This is a genomic window from Saccharothrix xinjiangensis (genome assembly GCF_039527585.1).
Taxonomy (GTDB): Bacteria; Actinomycetota; Actinomycetes; order Mycobacteriales; family Pseudonocardiaceae; genus Actinosynnema; species Actinosynnema xinjiangensis.
The window spans coordinates 16,296-31,592 of record NZ_BAAAKE010000028.1; the positions used below are offsets into that span (position 1 = coordinate 16,296).

The window sequence follows — 15,297 nt, forward strand, 5'->3', positions numbered from 1 at the left end:
CGGTTGAAGCGGCGGGCATCGCGAAGGGGTGAGACAGGTGGGACAGCCGTTCCCTGGGCTGTCCCACCTCGGAATAGCAGGCCAACCATGGTGGCGAGACAGGTAAGACAGGTGGGACAGCACCACCTCGGGAGGTGTGCGGTCGGCTGCTGATGACCGGGGATGCTTACTGCTCACGGGGGATGAACGTTCGCCAGTCCGCCTGGCCTCTGATCCTGGCGACCGTGTCCAGTACAAGGTCATGACAGCCTTCGCCCGCGTCGTGCATGACTTGGTCCATGAAGGCGTTCGCGCCGGCTGTGTCGCCGCCGCGCAGGTGGCTCTCGACCTCGTTGACGCAGTGCGCGAGGTAGGTCCATAGCTGGGCCACCTGGTCCTCGGTCAGCGTGATCTGGAAGCTCACGACCCCTCCAAATGATGCAAACGATGCACACGAGTCCAATGAGGATACTCGATGCATCTAGTGACAAGCGCGTCACCTGAGGTGTTTCGAGGCGATTGGTCCGTCAGAGTGAACCTGTGCCACCCCGCCCGAAGCTCGTCTCGACCGGCGTCGCAGCTGCCGAACTCGGCATCGACCGTGTGACGTTGGCGCGCTGGTGGCGCGCCGGCCTCGTTGAGCCCGAGTTCGTGACGGCGGGCGGACATGCCCGCTGGGACATGGACAAGTTGCGCCAGAGCTTGCGCGAACGTGCGCGTCGCGAGGAGGGCTGAAGCTCTTAACGCCACACTACGATCGTTTTGTCGTCATGCAGCTTTGCGCGTGGAAGTAGCGACGCCGTCTGGTCCTCTGTCTCTTCCCAGTGGTGCAGTCTTCCAAGTAGGTCCTCCAACTCGGGGGTGGACATGTATGCGACCCTGCTCCACTCAATGCCCAGATGGTCTATTGGTCGTTGAGCGCCATCCGTAGTGAGGACAAACCACTCGACTTCCGTAAGAGGAAAACTGCATTGCACGGCTTCGGCCGCAGCTTCTGGGGCGTACTCTGCAATCCAGTATCCGTCAGGGCGGTTACGCCTCTTTAGTTCTTCTTCTTGAAGGGCGCGAAGAATTCTTTTGTGCGTTTCGTCGTACCCGCTCCCGGAGATGAGACGACTGCGATACTCCTTTCGATGTTCGGTGCCTACGGTCGACAGTCGATCATCTGTAATCCGGTGAATCTGACCGTCTTTCATGCAGACAATGGCCGTACTGTCACCTAGGGTTAGAACTTTGAGTGAGTTAGCGTCGACCTGCGCTATCAGGACTGTAGAAGATGGTCTGCCTCGGGCAGGTAGTTCCAAATCTTCAGCGGATCGCCGGATGCTACTGGAAAGAACATTAACCAGGCTGGTATAGTCTTTTCTAAGGCTTTGGGTAATGTGTATCAGTAGATTGTCCACATAGTTCTGTGCATCAACCAGCGCAGGTGTGAAGCTCGAAGCGCCATCCAGCACCACGGCAGCGTTCCCGACCTCTCTCCAGCGGTCCTGGCCTGGTCCGTTGCCACCGGGAAGCATCGCACCTTGAAACATAACTAGGACCACACCCTTGGGGGAACTAGAACGCTGGTCGATTTTGGTGTCAGTCCATCAAAAGCTGTTGTGACGGCCATGCTGAACTCCTGATTGCCGTACTGTGCATATAGTTCGGGGAGTGACTGCATAAGATAATGTGCGGCACCCGCCGAGCCCAAGGCGTGGAGTCCTGCGATATGTACAACGATATGAGATCCCAGTTTGCGGCGCGCGATGTATGCGTGATCGGCTCTTGTGGGATGTGCTTCATCCATTGGCGAGAGGAAGCGATCTCCTGTTTTCTGATCCACTATGTACCACTGGACGTTATCGCCCAAGGTCATCGTCAAAAAGGGGTCGCTCGACATCAGTTTGTTTCCGATATGGGCAGATGCGGGGCCGCACACGACCACGGCGTCACCTTTAGGTTCCCACTCGTCACGAGGATCGATGACCACGCGATGAGGTACGACGAAAGCCAGTTTTTCTAGCTCACTTGCAAGGTGTGATCCTGCTGCGTCGTCCTCCGAGGCGATGACTACATCACTGCGTTCCCTTAGCAGTCGACCGGGTAGTGCCACTTCTACGGGACCAATGCCGAAGAACGCGCGTTCAGGTGCAGGTGCGGTGTTACGGATCTGAGTTACGCGACCTTTGGTGATACCAAGCGCGGTAGCGATTTCAGTGAAACTCATGTCGGTTGATCGACGCGCGTCCTCAATAGCTTCCCTGCGAAGGCGCGCCAGCTCTGTGGCCCGCTGCTGGTAGACGGTGATCAGCTCCCCTGCGCGCTTGCCGCGTCGGATGGGGTCGGGGTCCGCCCGAACGGACTCGAACTCGTCTGGCGCTGAGGTCGTCATGCTCATGGAGTTTAGACCCCCTTGACAGGTGTCGCACCGCAGTCTTACGGTGTGTTTACTCCCCCTCGACAAGGGGTGGCGCTGGCCAGGAGAGTTTAGACCCCCTACACGATGGAGGACCTGATGAGCACCACGAAGACCTACCCGGACGGGCTGACCCCGGTGACGTTGGCGCTGTTGGACGCGCAGGTGTCGGTGGAGATCGCGTTGGGTGAGCCGACGTCGGGGTTGTTGGACGGGTCGGCGCGGGAGCGTCGTAACCGGCGGATCGTGGCCCGCGCGTTGGCGGGGATCACGCCGAAGTACGGCAGTGTCGGCGTCGCCCAGGCCGCGGCCGAGCTGGAGGACGCGGAGCGGTCGGCGGGGTCGGTGGCGATCGCCACGGCGTTGCCGATGCCGGTGTTCGGCAAGGGCAAGGGCAAGGGTCGCAAGGCGCGTCGCAACGCCGCCCGCAACGCCGCGCTGCGTGCCGCCAAGCAGGCCGCGTCGACCTCGGGCCGGGTGGCGTGATGGCGTCGCGGGTGGAGTTGGCGCACGCGGACGCGGCGGCGCAGATCGGTCGGGCGGACAGCAAGGCGGGGATGTTGTTGCCGCTGTTCGGTGGGGTGTTGGCGGGTGTGGTGGCGTTGTCCACGCGTCCGTTGCCGCCGGTGGCGGGGGTGTTGTTGTGGTTGGCGGCGGTGCCGGCGTTGGCCGCGGTGCTGTTGCTGTTGTCGGTGGTGCGTCCGCGGTTCAGCCGTGACGACGACTACGGGATCGGGTTCCTGGCGGGGTTCGCGGACCGGCCTTCGCAGGTGTTGGCCGCGTTGGCCGAGCCGCCGGGGGAGGTCGCGCAGGCGGTGGACACGGTCCGGCTGTCGGTGAACGCCCGGGGGAAGTACCGGCGGGTGCAGGTCGCGGTGGACGCGTTGATGGTGGCGCTGCTGCTGGTCGCCTCCGCGCTGGTCGTGGTGGCGGTGTCGTGATGATCCAGGGCTACCTGACCGAGGGCTACTTCACCGACAGGGAGCGCGAGGTGCGGCGGGAGTGGACGCCGGAGGAGCACCGCGCGATGGCGCGGCGACTGCTGGCTCCCCGCTACGGCTCGCCGTCCACCGACGAGCTGAGGGCGGCGCAGGTGCACGCGACGTTGGCGCTGTCGCTGGAGACGGCCAGGACGGTGGGGGTGGTCCCGGCGCACACGCACGGGCCGTTCCCCAAGGCCGTTCGCGGTCCGAGGGCCGGTGGTCGGCGGGAAGCCGGCTGACATGGTGCGCCGTTTCTCGTGGGTGTGGGTGGAGTCGGTGCCCTGGGCCACCGGCCGCCAGCTGGTCCGCGGCACGCATGACGGGTTGCCGCTGCTGACCTGGGGCCGCGCCCCGCGAGAGAAGCTCGCGACCCGTCGACAGCTTCGGGCGCGGGGGTTGCGGCCCGGCGGGGCGGACCCGGTGGCGGTGCTCTACGTGAAGCACCGGGCCAGCGGTCGCCGCAACTTCGCCAACCTCTACCTGGTCAGCGCCGCGAAGCCGGTGCGACCGATGACCCCTGCCAAGCAGGCCGCGCTGGACAAAGCCAACCGGGCGCGTGCACGCCGTGTCGCACAGCGCCGGTGGAGTGCCGCGTACGCGGCCTGACGGTCCACACGCGGTGGACCGGCGGGGCAAAGCCCTTGCAGGAATGCACTTTCAGGGACTCGCGGGCTCCACATGCCCGGTCCCGAGATCGCCGATCATCCACAGAAAGCGAGATCCGCTGTGAATACCAACAACGCCTCCATCACCACCGATGTGCTGCTGTTCGCCCCCGACGACACCGGGGCGTGGCGGGTGTTGCTGATCGAGCGTGGCCATGAGCCGTTCGCGGGTCGGTGGGCGCTGCCCGGCGGCTACGTCGACCCGCACGAGACCTTCGTCGCCGCCGCCGTGCGCGAGCTGGCCGAGGAGACCGGCGTGGCGTTCGAGGAATGGAACCTGGACCAGGTCGGCGTCTACGACACCCCTGACCGCGACCCGCGTGGCCGCGTCGTGAGCGTGGCGTTCGCCGCGGTGCTGGACCACATGCCCGCCGCCGTAGGCGGCGACGACGCCCGCCAGGCCCGCTGGTGGCCGGTGGCCGAGGTCATGTCCCTGGTGTTCGGGCCGCTGGCCTTCGACCACGACCAGGTCCTGTCCGACGCCATGGACCTGTTCCTGGTCCAGGGCATCACCCTCGCGCACTGACCCGCCGACGGCAAACGGTCGGCACACATCCCGCAAGGAGACAGTCATGGGCTTCATCAACAGCAAGGTCAAGCAGGCCATGGACGCCAGCGCCCGGGGCGACGCCAAGGGAGTCGAGCAGGCGTTCAACGAGCTGCTGGCCGAGAACGACAAGACGCCGCGCGAGACGTTGCGGCAGGTCCACGACCTGGTCATGCGCGACGACAAGAAGTGACTTCGCCCGGACCGGCGGCCCATCCCGGCCAAGAACCGCGCCGCCGGTCCGGCCCATCACCCCCACCCCCGCGCCACCCCGCGAGAGGAGCGCCGATGCTGCGCGACCTGCTCACCAGGACCTCGGACACCCACTGCACCGCCCCGACCGGCCGCAACGGCGGTCACTGCGGCAAGCGGCGGCTCACCGGCCGCCTGGCCGACGGCACCACCTGCGGCAGCCCGGCGTGCGCGCTCTGGCACGCCGACCGCCGGACCTGACCACCTACCACCGCACCCCCGGGAAGGACCCGACATGGGCGGCAAGATCAACGACGACGACAAGTGCATCCCCGCCTGGGAAGAGCACCAGGGCTACACCGACACCGGCAGGCGCGGCACCAACGAGCTGACCGGCAGCACCTACCACGTCTACCGGTGCCAGTGCGGCGCGAAGACCCTCGACGTCTTCCCCCACCTCAAGAACAACTAGCCCGCCCGGACCGGCGGCCCATCCCGGCCAAGGAACCGCCGCCGGTCCGGCCCATCACCCCATCCCGCACGACTTCGCGAGACAGGAATCCCCAGCATGTCGAACAACGCCCACCAGCGCGACCTGATCGACGACCGCACCGGCGACACCTTCCACCAGCCCGCCCCGTTCGGCCTGGTCACCCCTGTGGCGTGCGCCGACGGCACCGCGCCGTCCTCGCAGCGCGGTCGCACCTGGCAGGACCTGACCGCCTCCGGCCGCGTGCTGCGCCCCGCCGGCGGTGCCCGGTGACCGCCGTCCCCACCCCCGTCCTGCTGCTGACCGCCGCGCTCGCCGTGGTCGCGGTGATCGCCCTGTGGAAACTGCTCATGGTCGCCGGGTTGATCGGCCTGGCCCAGTGGGCGGTGATCACCCAAGCCGAGGACCCCACCGCCGTCCTGGTCGTGATCGGCGTGCCCGCCCTGGCCCTGGTGGCGCTGGCCCGCCGCGCACGCCGCCCCTCGTTGTCCCGTCCCCCGCTGTACCTGCGCCGACAGGAGGTGTCCCGATGAGCACGACCGTCCTTCCGCTGCCCGGTCCCGACGAGTCCGACCCGTTCGCCGCGACCGTGGTGGAGTTGGAGCGCTACGTGGCCGCCGCCGCCCCGGCCATCCCCCGGCAGGCCACCGCCCCGGCCGTGTCCGTCGACCACGACCGGGACCGGGCCGACGACGAGGACCAGGGCGCGGGGGAGACCCGGCGGGTGCGGCGGCTGTCCGACGAGGTGGCCGAGGCGCATCGGCTGCTGGCGTTGCAGGGCGACACCGCGCCGCTGCTGGTGGACACCACGCGGGTGCGCCGCGCGCTCAAGCGCTCGCACGAGGCCGCCCGCCTGCACACCCTCGGGCAGAACCCGATGGCACGCGCGTGGCAGGCCGCCAGGGTGCGCCTGGTCCTCACCGTGGTGGCCCTGTTTTCCCTGGTCGGGGCGTTGGGCTGGTCGACCACTGGGGTGCACCACACCCTGACCCTCGGCGTGCCGGAGTTCACCGCGGCGTGGTGGGCCGCGTGGGCGGTGGAACCGGTCATCTCCGCGGTGCTGCTGGTCGTGGTCGGGGCGAAGGCGTTCCTGACCACCCGCGGCACCGCCCTGCACCACCCGCACCTGACCGCGGTGGAGTTCGGCGCGCTCGGGGTGACCCTGACGCTCAACGTCTGGCCCTACCTGCCGGGCGTGGCCGGCGACTTCCGCCCCATGACCCTGCTCGCCCACGCCATCGGCCCCCTGGTCGCCGTCGGCGCGGTCACCGTCATGCCGATCATCTGGGACGGCTTCGCCCGCCTGGACCACACCGCCGACACCCGCCCCGACACCCCGGCTACAGCCGACCGGACCCCCGACCGGGCGGTGTCCGCCGCGCCCGCCGACACCCCGCCCACCCCTGTGCCGGTGATCGCCGACACCACCCCCGACACCCCGATCGTTCAGGCACAACTGTCCGCACGAGCCGTCGAACTGCTGCCCCGACTGCGCGCCGCCGTCGCCGCCGGTGACCTGCCGCCCACCGCATCGGCCAGCGCCATCCGCGCCCACCTGCGCTGCGGCAGCGAGTACGCCCGCGAACTGCGCAACGCCCTCACCAACCCCCACCCGACCGACCCGACCGGAAGCGAGGTGACCCGATGAGCACCACCGCCCACGACCACCACCACGACGACGAGAACCACGAGCGGACCAACGTGGTGCGCCTGCCCGTGCGCCGCGCCGACACCACCCCGGACACGGACGGGCTGGAGCCGGGCGGGGCGGTGGTGGGGGAGCTGCTGACCGAGCGGGAGTCGGCGGAGCTGGACCGGCGCATGGCCGCGCAGCGGGCGCGGGACGCGGTGGGCGCGGTGGTGCGGGTGGTGCGTCACGAGCGCACCCGCACCGTCGGCCGCGCCGTGCTGCGCAACGCCGGGTACGCGGTGGCCGGCGCGCGGATCCGCCGCCAGGAGCGTCGCGCCCGCCGTCTGCACCTGGACCTTGAGCAGGCCATCACCACCCTGCGCGTCAATGCCAAGAGTGCCGAGGACTTCCGGGTGCTGCGGGAGTTGGAGGAGGCGTTGGAGCGCCGCCGCACCGGCGCGGCACAGCGCGGCCGTGAACGGCGCATCGAAATCCTGCGCTGGTCGGGTGGCGTGGTGGTGCTGCTGGCCGGCGGTCACGTGCTGTTCCTCGGGTTCGCCGCCGCGCAGGCCGTGGTGGGCGCCGGGTCGCTGACCGACCGGTGGAACGACGTCGTCGGGTTCTGGACCACCGTGGCGGAGCTGTCCCCGGCAGGCGGCTACTGGTGGGCGTGGGCGATCGTCGGGGCCGGCACGTGGGCGGCGCGGACCATTCCGGTGGGCCGGTCGCGGGGCACGCTGCCGTTGTGGGCCGGTGACGACCAGGCCGTCCCGGCGGACGGGCGCAACGTCGTGGTGGACGAGGCCGCGGTGCTCTCCGCGCTGCGCCACCTCGGTGGGCTGCCGCTGCTCAAGCAGGCGTTCAAGCAGGGCTGGGGCAGCAGCATCACCCCGACCTGGGTGCAGGTGCCGCACCGCGACGGCAACGGCGTGCGGATGCAGCTCGTGCTGCCGCAGGGCGTGCCGGTGGAGGAGATCGTCAAGCGCAAGACCGTGCTGGCCCACAACCTCGTGCGCCTGCCGGTGGAGGTGTGGCCCTCGGAGCCCAAGGACCGGGCCGGGGTGCTGGACCTGTGGGTGGCCGACCCCGGCGCGCTCTCCGGCCCGGTGGACCCGTGGCCGCTGCTGGACACCGACGGGCCGACGGACTACTTCACCGCCGTCCCCGTGGGGGTCAACATCCGCGGCGAGGTCGTGCGGGCACAGCTGTTCGAGAAGAACTACGCCGCCTCCGGGGTCATGGGCTCGGGCAAGTCCAGCCTGTTCATCACCCTGGTCGCCGGGGCGGTGCTGGACCCGCTGGTGGAGGTGGACGTGTTCGTGCTGGCGGAAAACTTCGACTACGAACCGCTCAAGCCGCGGCTGCGCACCCTGCGCACCGGGGCCGACGCCGACACCGTCAAGGCCTGCCTGGCCACCCTGCGCGAGCTGTACGCGGAGTTGGACGTGCGCGGCAAGGCGCTGCGCGAACACCAGGAACGCAAGGTCAACCGCACGGTCGCAGCGAAGGACGCCCGACTGCGCCCGCGGGTGGTGGTCATCGACGAGTGCCAGGCGCTGTTCATGCACGAGGAGCACGGAGAGGAGGCCGCCGACGTGGTCACCAAGCTCATCAGCGCCGCCCGCAAGTACGCCGTCACCCTGCTCTTCGCCACCCCGGAAGCCTCCACCGCCTCGCTGCCGCGCAAGGTCACGGCCGTGACCTCGTGCAAGGCCTGCTTCGCCATCGGCGACCAGCAGTCCAACGACGCCATCCTCGGCACCGGCAGCTACAAGGCTGGCATCTCCGCGGTGTCGTTGGAGCCGGCCACCGACGACGGCCCCGGCGACATCGGCACCGCCATGGTCCGCGGCATCATGGCCAAACCCGGCCTGCTGCGCAGCTTCTACCTCACCCCCGCCGAACTGACCGAGATCACCCACCGCGCCATGGACCTGCGCAACGGTCACGTCCCCACCCCCACCGGCGACGACGTGGACGAGGTGGACTTCCTGACCGACCTCGCCCACGTCCTGACCGGACACAAGCACCTACGCACCGCCGAGGTGCTCAACGCCCTGGCCGCTCTGCGGCCCGACCACTACGGCAAATACACCAGCAGGACCCTCGCCGACCAGTTGCGCGAGGTGCGGGTGCCCATCGTCAAGCGCGACAGCGGACAAAGCGCCGTGGACGTCAACGACGTCGCCGAGGCCGTCACGATGCGTGACATGGAGAACGACGCGGGCGACGACGACGAGAGCTAGAACCCCGCCCGGCGACCACCGGAAAGCACCAGGGAAGCAGCCAGGGGAGCAGCCGGAGCCAGGGGAATTCCCCTGACTGCTCCCCTAGCCAACTTCCCGGGCCCCACCAGCCAAGACCATCATTAGGGAAGATCAACACAGCAGGGCGGGGCCCAGCCGAAACCCCGGAAAACGCCCCCCGCGCTCCCCTGACGGCTTCCTCCCCCGAACCGCTCGACACCGCCGCGTCGGCACCCCGCCACACCGCCCGCGCGCCACCCCTGCACACCCACACACCGTTACACACGGTCACAAAGGAGGTTTGTCATGGCCAAGCCCGTCGCGCACATCGGCACCCGCTCCGCGTGGGACGGCACCGTCCGCACCCTGTGCGGCGAACTGTTCGACAGCAGCAGCGCCCGCGTGTGGCTCCCGAGGCTGTCCGGCTACGCCCGCTGCACCGCCTGCCTCGCCCGGCGCGCCCGGTGACCGGCCACATGCGACCCGCCACCCGCCGCAACTCCCAGCGTGGCAAGGGGACGTGACATGTGCAGAGCAGGCGGACGCCGCTGCCCCAACGCCGGTGGCCGCTCCACCCAGACCACCCGCCAAGCCGTCTCCCGCGCCCGCCGCGCCCTGCGCCACGCCCGTGAGACCGGCAACCCCGACCGGATCACGGCAGCTCAGGACCGGCTCGACGCTGCCCGCACCGCCCACCGACAGGCCAAGGACAACGCCGTGAGCCACCACCACGACCAGGGCCAGGACCACGCCGCCGACCACCATCCCACCGCAGGTCACGACAGGGACGTGACCCCGTCGACCACCGACGACGACACCACGACCACCTCATCCACACAGGACACCGGCACCCACCACTACGGGGGATTTGTCCTGCACAACACCAACTACGCCGCCGGGCCCATCGGGGGCACGCTCATCCAGACCGGTGTGGTCACCGGGCCGGTCACCTTCACCGCAGACGGCGTCACCGCAGGTGGTATCGGGGACGTGACCCCGCCGCCGACCGACGACGACACCAACAACGTCCACGGCAACGCCCACGTCGGCAGCCAACACGACGTCCACCACGGCACCACCCGCCCCACCTCGCGCACCCGCCCCACCGCAGGTCAGGACAGGGACGTGACCGACCGCGACCGGGACGACGACACCACCGACGACCAGGGCGGACGGCGCGGCACCCGCAACACCGCCTCCGGCAACGACCACGTCACCCAACAGGTCGGCTTCACCCTCGCCGCCCTGCGCCGACTGCGCCGCCGCTGAGCCGCGACACCACCCCCACCGACAGGAGAACCCGCATGGCCCGCAAGCAGCCCGACCCGAAGATCGCCGCCCGACTCGCCGAAGGCTTCGCCACCTACGTCACCAACTACGCCAACCGCCGCCCCCACGACGCCGCGGCCCAGGACGCGGCCAACTACGTCGGCGATCGCGCCCGCGAGATCCGCAAGGCCGCCGAAGAGGACTGACCACCCCCACCCGAGGAGAGCCCGTCTTGTCCCACAACCCCAGCACCCGACCGAACGTCACCGTGGCCACCGCCTCCGACATCGGCGGCCGGTCCCACCAGTGCGACGCCACCGCCACCCACACCGCCGGTGACGGCACCACCGCCGTGGCCCTGATCGACGGCATCGGCAGCGACACCGACACCGCCCACACCGCCGGCCTGCTGGCCGAGGTCGCCGCCCGCGTCGGCGCACGCCGCGGCGCGCTGCCCGGCCTGCTCGCCGCCGCCGAACTCGTCTCCTCCGGCACCGCCGACCAGTCCCGCCCCAACGCCGTCGGCGCGCTCGCCGTCACCTACCCCGACGGGAACACCGTGGTCGCGCACTGCGGCGACGTCCGCGCCCACTCCTGGAACGGCCACACCATCGGCCTGCACACCACCGACCACACCCTGTTCGAACTCCTGGCCTCCCACACCCACGACCGCCGCCTGTTCGAACTGCTCGTCAACCTCGACACCGCCGGAACGGTGCGCGAGCTGGACGACGCCGTCCGCACCACCCTCGCCCGCGCCACCGTCGCATCCATCACCACCAGCACCACCCACGACCCGCTGGTCGTCCTCACCAGCGACGGCATCCACAAGCGCCTGAGCACCGACGACATCGCCCTGTTCATCGACCAGAACCCCGACCCCGACACCCTCGCCCGGCTCCTGGTCTCCGCCGCCCTGCAAGGCCCCGAACCCGCCCACGAGTTCGACAACGCCACCGCCGCCGTCATCCACATCGGCTAACCACCCACCGAATGGGCTGGTCGCGCCGGGGACGTGACCAACCCACCGTCCCCGGCGCGACCCCCACCGGCACCCGTCACTACCCAATGTCCGGAAGGGATCACCGCCATGCCCGCTGACTTCTCTCCCGAACTGCTCGCCGCGGCACAGCACATGGCCGCCTGCGGCTACCCCGTCTTTCCCCTCGTGCCCGGTGGCAAGCGGCCGGCCATCAAGAACTGGGAACAGCGCGCCACCACCGACCCCGGCCGCATCCGCCGGTGCTGGACCCACGGCCCCGCCTACAACATCGGACTTGCCACCGGCCCGGCCGGGCTGGTCGTGGTGGACCTCGACGTGGCCAAGCCGGACAAGCCCGACCCGGACGGCTTCCGGCACGGCTTGGAAGTGCTCGCCCTGCTGGCAGACCAGCACGTGGAGCCCTTGCCCGTCGACACCCGCACGGTCACCACGCCCTCGGGTGGGCTGCACCTGTACTTCCGGGCACCGGCGGGCGTCGAGTACCGCAACACTGCGGGCAAGCTCGGTCGGCTGATCGACACCCGCGCTCATGGCGGCTACGTCGTCGCACCCGGCTCCGCCATCGGCGGGCACCACTATGAGATCACCGAAGACGCTCCTGTGTCGGTGCTGCCTGCGTGGATAGCTGGGCTGCTGCGTCCCGCTCCGCTGCCCCCGGCCCCGGCCGCGCCGGTCGCGCTACGGGCGTCGACAGGGGACCGGCACGGCCGGTACCTGCGCGCCGCCATCGCTGCCGAGGTAGCCCGCGTGGAAGGTGCGGCCGGTGGGCAGCGCAACTTCGCGCTCTACTGCGCCGCCCAAGCCCTCGGACAACTCGTGGCAGGGGGAGCGCTCACCGAAGACGAAGTGCGTGACGTACTCACCCACGCCGCCGCCGGGCACGTCGCCGTCAACGCCTACACCCACCACACCGCCCAACAGACCATCACCAGCGGTCTTCGCGACGGTGCTCGCCGACCACGACAAGTGGCCGCATGAATTACCTCCTGCCCGACCACGAGGAAGCGACCACCGTCATGACCACTGCACCTTCGGCTGAACCCGACCCGTTCGCCGATGCCTGGACCGCCGACAAACTCATGGCCGCCGACTTCCCGGACCCGAAGTGGGCTGTGCCCGGTGTGCTCTGCGAGGGCGTGACGCTGCTGGCCGGACCACCCAAGGTCGGCAAGTCGTGGATGTCGCTCGGATTGGGCCTGTCCATCGCATCCGGCAAGCCCGCATTCGGCAGCATCGACACCGGCCCCGCCGCCCCGGTGCTGTACCTGGCGTTGGAGGACACCGCGCGGCGGCTCAAGACCCGCATGGGCAAGATGCTCGGTGACCAGGCCGCGCCGCACCTGCTGACGCTGGCCACCCAGTGCCCGCCGCTGCCTCAGGGTGGGGACAGGGCCATTGCCGGGTGGCTGCGCGGCAACCCGGCGGCGCGCCTGGTGGTCATCGACGTGTTCGCCAAGGTCCGAGGTGCAGAACCGGGCAACGTCCAGCAGTACGACGCCGACTACGCCGCTGTCGGTCGTGCCAAGCGCGTCGCCGACCACTTCGGGGTGGCGGTCGTGCTGGTTCACCACGTCCGCAAGGCCGTGCACGAGGACTTCCTGGCGACCGTGTCGGGAACCAACGGCATTGCGGGCGCGGCCGATGCGGTGCTCGTGCTCGAACGCGGGCGCAACAACGCCGACGGTGTCCTGCACATCACCGGCCGCGACGTGGAGGAAGCCGACCACGCCCTGAGCTTCAACCCCGACAACGGCGCGTGGACCATGCTCGACGGCCCCGCCATCGACCACACCGTGAGCGACACCCGCGCCGCCATCCTGCGCCACCTGCGCGAGAACAGCGGCAGCACCCCGGCCGAAATCGCCGCCGCCATCGGCGTGGACGCCGGGAACGTCCGGCGCACCTGCGCCCGGATGCACGAGGCCGGACAGCTCACCAAGGACGCCACCAGCCGCTACTACGCGCCGCTGATCTGACCGGGTGGGACAGCGCCCGAGTCGGAAGCTGTCCCACCTGTCCCACCTGTCTCGCCACCCCACCTGAACAGCACAAACCAGGTGGGACAGGTGTCGCACGGACCTGTCCCACCTGTCCCGCACCACGCACGAAAGGACCAGCCGATGGGGGCACCACGCGAACGGCTCAAGGTCGCCGAGTTCTGCCAGGAGATGCGCATCTCCCGTTCCACCTTCTACGAATGGCGGGCCAAGGGCACCGCGCCGCGCTGCCGCAAACTGCCCAACGGCGAACTCCGCATCGACCGCACCGACATCGAACGCTGGTACGAATCCCTGGGGGAAGCGGCCTGATGGACACCACCTATGACGTCCGGATCTACAAAATCGAGGCCTACCAGGGCAAGAAGACCACCACGCACTACGTGCGGTGGAAGGTCGCGGGCAAGCTCCGCCGGGAAGGGTTTCGCACGGCGGCTCTGGCTGACAGTTTCCGCTCGGAGCTGGTGGCGGCGTCGCGGCGTGGGGAGGCGTTCCACATCGACACCGGCCGACCGGTGTCGATGCGCCGCGAGGAACGGACGATGTCGTGGTTCCAACTGGCGTGCGCGTTCGCGGACATGAAGTGGCCCCGGGCCGCCGCCACGACCAGGCGCACGCACGCCGAAGCGCTCACAGCGGTGACGACGGCGTTGTTCACCACCACCAAAGGCAAGCCGGACGACAAGCTCATCCGGTCCGCGTTGGGCCGGTGGGCGTTCAACACCAACCGCCGTGACGAGAGCAAGCCGGACGACGTAGCCGGGGCGCTGCGGTGGATCGAACGCAACACCAGGCCGGTGTCCGCGCTGGCCGATCCCGAGGTGCTGCGCCCGGTGCTCGACGCGCTCACCGTCCGACTCGACGGCAAGCCCTATGCACCGAGCGTGGTCAGCCGACGCCGCAAGATCCTGTCCACTGCCATGGAGTACGCCGTTGAACTGAAGTTGTTGACCAGGAATCCGATTCCCGTGCTGAAGTGGACCGCACCCAAGACCGTCCACGCAGTGGACCGGCGCTCGGTGGCCAACCCAGTGCAGGCCCGCACGCTGCTGGCCGCTATGGGCACCCAGCAGCGCAGCGGCCCGCGCCTGGTGGCGTTCTTCGGGTGCCTCTACTTCGCCGCCATGCGGCCCGAGGAAGCCGTAGCGCTCGCCAAGCACAACCTGTCCCTGCCAGATGAGGGGTGGGGAGAACTGACGATCGACACCGCCGAACCGCACGCCGGAAAGGACTGGACCGATAGCGGGGCCAACCGCGACCGCCGACAGCTCAAGCAGCGGGCACGAGGGGAAAGCCGTACGGTGCCATGCGCCCCTGAGTTGACCGCACTGCTGCACTCCCACATCAAGCAGTTCGGCACAGCTGCGGACGGCCGGCTGTTCACCGGCGAGCGCAACGACCAGGAGTTGCCCAAGCTCACCATCGTCCGGGCCTGGCAACGCGCCCGCGCCGAGGTGTTCACCCCGGAGGTGGCCGCCACGCCGCTGGCGGGCACGCCCTACGACCTGCGGCACGCAGCAGTGTCGACGTGGCTCAACGGGGGAGTGCCCGCGGTGACCGTGGCCGAGTGGGCGGGGCACTCGGTGGAGGTGCTGCTCAAGATCTACGCCAAGTGCCTCGACGGGGAGGCGGCGGCGGTCCGGCAACGCGTTGAGGCAGCTCTGGGCCACCAACCGAAGGGCTGAAACTTTGGCACGTATTTGGCACAACCAGCCGTAGACGGCCGGACTCCACCAGACACGGCCGGACAGACGACTAAGGCCCTTGACCGGCTTCGCGCTGGTCAAGGGCCTTTTCGTGCTGCTTGAGCGATGTGCCCCCGGCAGGATTCGAACCTGCGCTCCCGCCTCCGGAGGGCGGTGCTCTATCCCCTGAGCTACGGGGGCCGTAGCTAC

The 15,297-nt window shown here is 69.3% G+C and carries 24 protein-coding genes and 1 tRNA gene; 21 read left to right on the plus strand and 4 right to left on the minus strand.

From position 1 onward, the window contains the following. Nucleotides 1-166: 166 nt before the first annotated feature. A complete protein-coding gene (locus ABD223_RS35700; protein WP_344041232.1) occupies nucleotides 167-403 on the minus strand; it encodes a hypothetical protein in 237 nt (78 codons plus the stop codon). Nucleotides 404-519: 116 nt separating this feature from the next. Here ABD223_RS35700 and ABD223_RS35705 point away from each other — a divergent pair, with 116 nt between their 5' ends. After that, a complete protein-coding gene (locus ABD223_RS35705; protein ID WP_344041234.1) occupies nucleotides 520-714 on the plus strand; it encodes a MerR family transcriptional regulator in 195 nt (64 codons plus the stop codon). A 5-nt stretch (nucleotides 715-719) separates the two neighbouring features. Here ABD223_RS35705 and ABD223_RS43715 read toward each other — a convergent pair whose 3' ends face one another. Then, entirely contained in the window at nucleotides 720-1,514 is a 795-nt protein-coding gene (locus tag ABD223_RS43715) for a PP2C family serine/threonine-protein phosphatase (RefSeq protein WP_425564072.1), read from the minus strand. A gap of 2 nt (nucleotides 1,515-1,516) precedes the next feature. Further along, nucleotides 1,517-2,356 carry a hypothetical protein gene (locus ABD223_RS35710; protein WP_344041236.1) on the minus strand — a complete coding sequence of 280 codons (840 nt, stop codon included), beginning with the start codon at nucleotides 2,354-2,356 and terminating at the stop codon, nucleotides 1,517-1,519. Between the two features lie 123 nt (nucleotides 2,357-2,479). On the opposite strand from ABD223_RS35710, the gene ABD223_RS35715 reads away from it, so the two are divergent. The 20 genes from ABD223_RS35715 to ABD223_RS35810 all read left to right on the plus strand — a co-directional run bounded on the left by ABD223_RS35715 (nucleotide 2,480) and on the right by ABD223_RS35810 (nucleotide 15,087). Further along, a complete protein-coding gene (locus ABD223_RS35715; protein ID WP_344041238.1) occupies nucleotides 2,480-2,866 on the plus strand; it encodes a hypothetical protein in 387 nt (128 codons plus the stop codon). Then, nucleotides 2,866-3,321, plus strand: a complete 456-nt coding sequence (locus ABD223_RS35720) for a Pycsar system effector family protein (RefSeq protein WP_344041240.1) — start codon at nucleotides 2,866-2,868, stop codon at nucleotides 3,319-3,321. The genes ABD223_RS35715 and ABD223_RS35720 overlap by 1 nt, the downstream gene beginning before the upstream one ends. Further along, the gene (locus ABD223_RS35725; protein WP_344041242.1) at nucleotides 3,318-3,602 is read left to right on the plus strand and encodes a hypothetical protein; all 285 of its coding nucleotides are present in this window, start codon (nucleotides 3,318-3,320) and stop codon (nucleotides 3,600-3,602) included. Before ABD223_RS35720 ends, ABD223_RS35725 begins: the two co-directional genes overlap by 4 nt. Before the next feature lies 1 nt (nucleotide 3,603). Continuing rightward, the gene (locus ABD223_RS35730; protein WP_344041244.1) at nucleotides 3,604-3,969 is read left to right on the plus strand and encodes an RRQRL motif-containing zinc-binding protein; all 366 of its coding nucleotides are present in this window, start codon (nucleotides 3,604-3,606) and stop codon (nucleotides 3,967-3,969) included. A gap of 120 nt (nucleotides 3,970-4,089) precedes the next feature. Further along, complete coding sequence (locus ABD223_RS35735) at nucleotides 4,090-4,554, plus strand: NUDIX domain-containing protein (protein WP_344041246.1); 465 nt, start codon at nucleotides 4,090-4,092, stop codon at nucleotides 4,552-4,554. Nucleotides 4,555-4,600: 46 nt separating this feature from the next. Then, nucleotides 4,601-4,768, plus strand: a complete 168-nt coding sequence (locus tag ABD223_RS35740; RefSeq protein WP_344041248.1) for a hypothetical protein — start codon at nucleotides 4,601-4,603, stop codon at nucleotides 4,766-4,768. Nucleotides 4,769-4,863: 95 nt separating this feature from the next. Beyond that, complete coding sequence (locus ABD223_RS35745; RefSeq protein ID WP_344041250.1) at nucleotides 4,864-5,028, plus strand: hypothetical protein; 165 nt, start codon at nucleotides 4,864-4,866, stop codon at nucleotides 5,026-5,028. Between the two features lie 34 nt (nucleotides 5,029-5,062). Beyond that, nucleotides 5,063-5,239: a hypothetical protein gene (locus ABD223_RS35750; RefSeq protein WP_344041252.1), complete on the plus strand. Its 177-nt coding sequence runs from the start codon at nucleotides 5,063-5,065 to the stop codon at nucleotides 5,237-5,239. A 96-nt stretch (nucleotides 5,240-5,335) separates the two neighbouring features. Next, entirely contained in the window at nucleotides 5,336-5,530 is a 195-nt protein-coding gene (locus ABD223_RS35755) for a hypothetical protein (protein WP_344041254.1), read from the plus strand. Beyond that, nucleotides 5,527-5,790: a hypothetical protein gene (locus ABD223_RS35760; protein WP_344041256.1), complete on the plus strand. Its 264-nt coding sequence runs from the start codon at nucleotides 5,527-5,529 to the stop codon at nucleotides 5,788-5,790. Before ABD223_RS35755 ends, ABD223_RS35760 begins: the two co-directional genes overlap by 4 nt. Further along, entirely contained in the window at nucleotides 5,787-6,905 is a 1,119-nt protein-coding gene (locus ABD223_RS35765; protein WP_344041258.1) for a hypothetical protein, read from the plus strand. The genes ABD223_RS35760 and ABD223_RS35765 overlap by 4 nt, the downstream gene beginning before the upstream one ends. Beyond that, entirely contained in the window at nucleotides 6,902-9,133 is a 2,232-nt protein-coding gene (locus tag ABD223_RS35770) for a hypothetical protein (RefSeq protein ID WP_344041260.1), read from the plus strand. The genes ABD223_RS35765 and ABD223_RS35770 overlap by 4 nt, the downstream gene beginning before the upstream one ends. Before the next feature lie 306 nt (nucleotides 9,134-9,439). Then, nucleotides 9,440-9,601 (plus strand): hypothetical protein, encoded by a 162-nt coding sequence (locus ABD223_RS35775; protein WP_344041262.1) that lies wholly within the window; start codon nucleotides 9,440-9,442, stop codon nucleotides 9,599-9,601. A gap of 57 nt (nucleotides 9,602-9,658) precedes the next feature. Beyond that, nucleotides 9,659-10,402, plus strand: coding sequence for a hypothetical protein (locus tag ABD223_RS35780; RefSeq protein WP_344041264.1), 744 nt, complete (start codon nucleotides 9,659-9,661; stop codon nucleotides 10,400-10,402). Between the two features lie 35 nt (nucleotides 10,403-10,437). Further along, nucleotides 10,438-10,608, plus strand: coding sequence for a hypothetical protein (locus tag ABD223_RS35785; protein ID WP_344041266.1), 171 nt, complete (start codon nucleotides 10,438-10,440; stop codon nucleotides 10,606-10,608). A gap of 26 nt (nucleotides 10,609-10,634) precedes the next feature. Next, complete coding sequence (locus ABD223_RS35790; protein WP_344041268.1) at nucleotides 10,635-11,384, plus strand: PP2C family serine/threonine-protein phosphatase; 750 nt, start codon at nucleotides 10,635-10,637, stop codon at nucleotides 11,382-11,384. Nucleotides 11,385-11,492: 108 nt separating this feature from the next. After that, nucleotides 11,493-12,383 carry a bifunctional DNA primase/polymerase gene (locus ABD223_RS35795; RefSeq protein ID WP_344041270.1) on the plus strand — a complete coding sequence of 297 codons (891 nt, stop codon included), beginning with the start codon at nucleotides 11,493-11,495 and terminating at the stop codon, nucleotides 12,381-12,383. After that, nucleotides 12,380-13,381 carry an AAA family ATPase gene (locus ABD223_RS35800; RefSeq protein WP_344041272.1) on the plus strand — a complete coding sequence of 334 codons (1,002 nt, stop codon included), beginning with the start codon at nucleotides 12,380-12,382 and terminating at the stop codon, nucleotides 13,379-13,381. Before ABD223_RS35795 ends, ABD223_RS35800 begins: the two co-directional genes overlap by 4 nt. Nucleotides 13,382-13,525: 144 nt before the next feature. Next, the gene (locus ABD223_RS35805) at nucleotides 13,526-13,714 is read left to right on the plus strand and encodes a helix-turn-helix transcriptional regulator (RefSeq protein ID WP_344041274.1); all 189 of its coding nucleotides are present in this window, start codon (nucleotides 13,526-13,528) and stop codon (nucleotides 13,712-13,714) included. Beyond that, entirely contained in the window at nucleotides 13,714-15,087 is a 1,374-nt protein-coding gene (locus tag ABD223_RS35810; protein ID WP_344041276.1) for a tyrosine-type recombinase/integrase, read from the plus strand. The genes ABD223_RS35805 and ABD223_RS35810 overlap by 1 nt, the downstream gene beginning before the upstream one ends. Before the next feature lie 129 nt (nucleotides 15,088-15,216). On the opposite strand, the gene ABD223_RS35815 is transcribed toward ABD223_RS35810, so the two are convergent. Next, a tRNA-Arg gene (locus ABD223_RS35815) sits at nucleotides 15,217-15,288 on the minus strand. Nucleotides 15,289-15,297 lie beyond the last annotated feature (9 nt).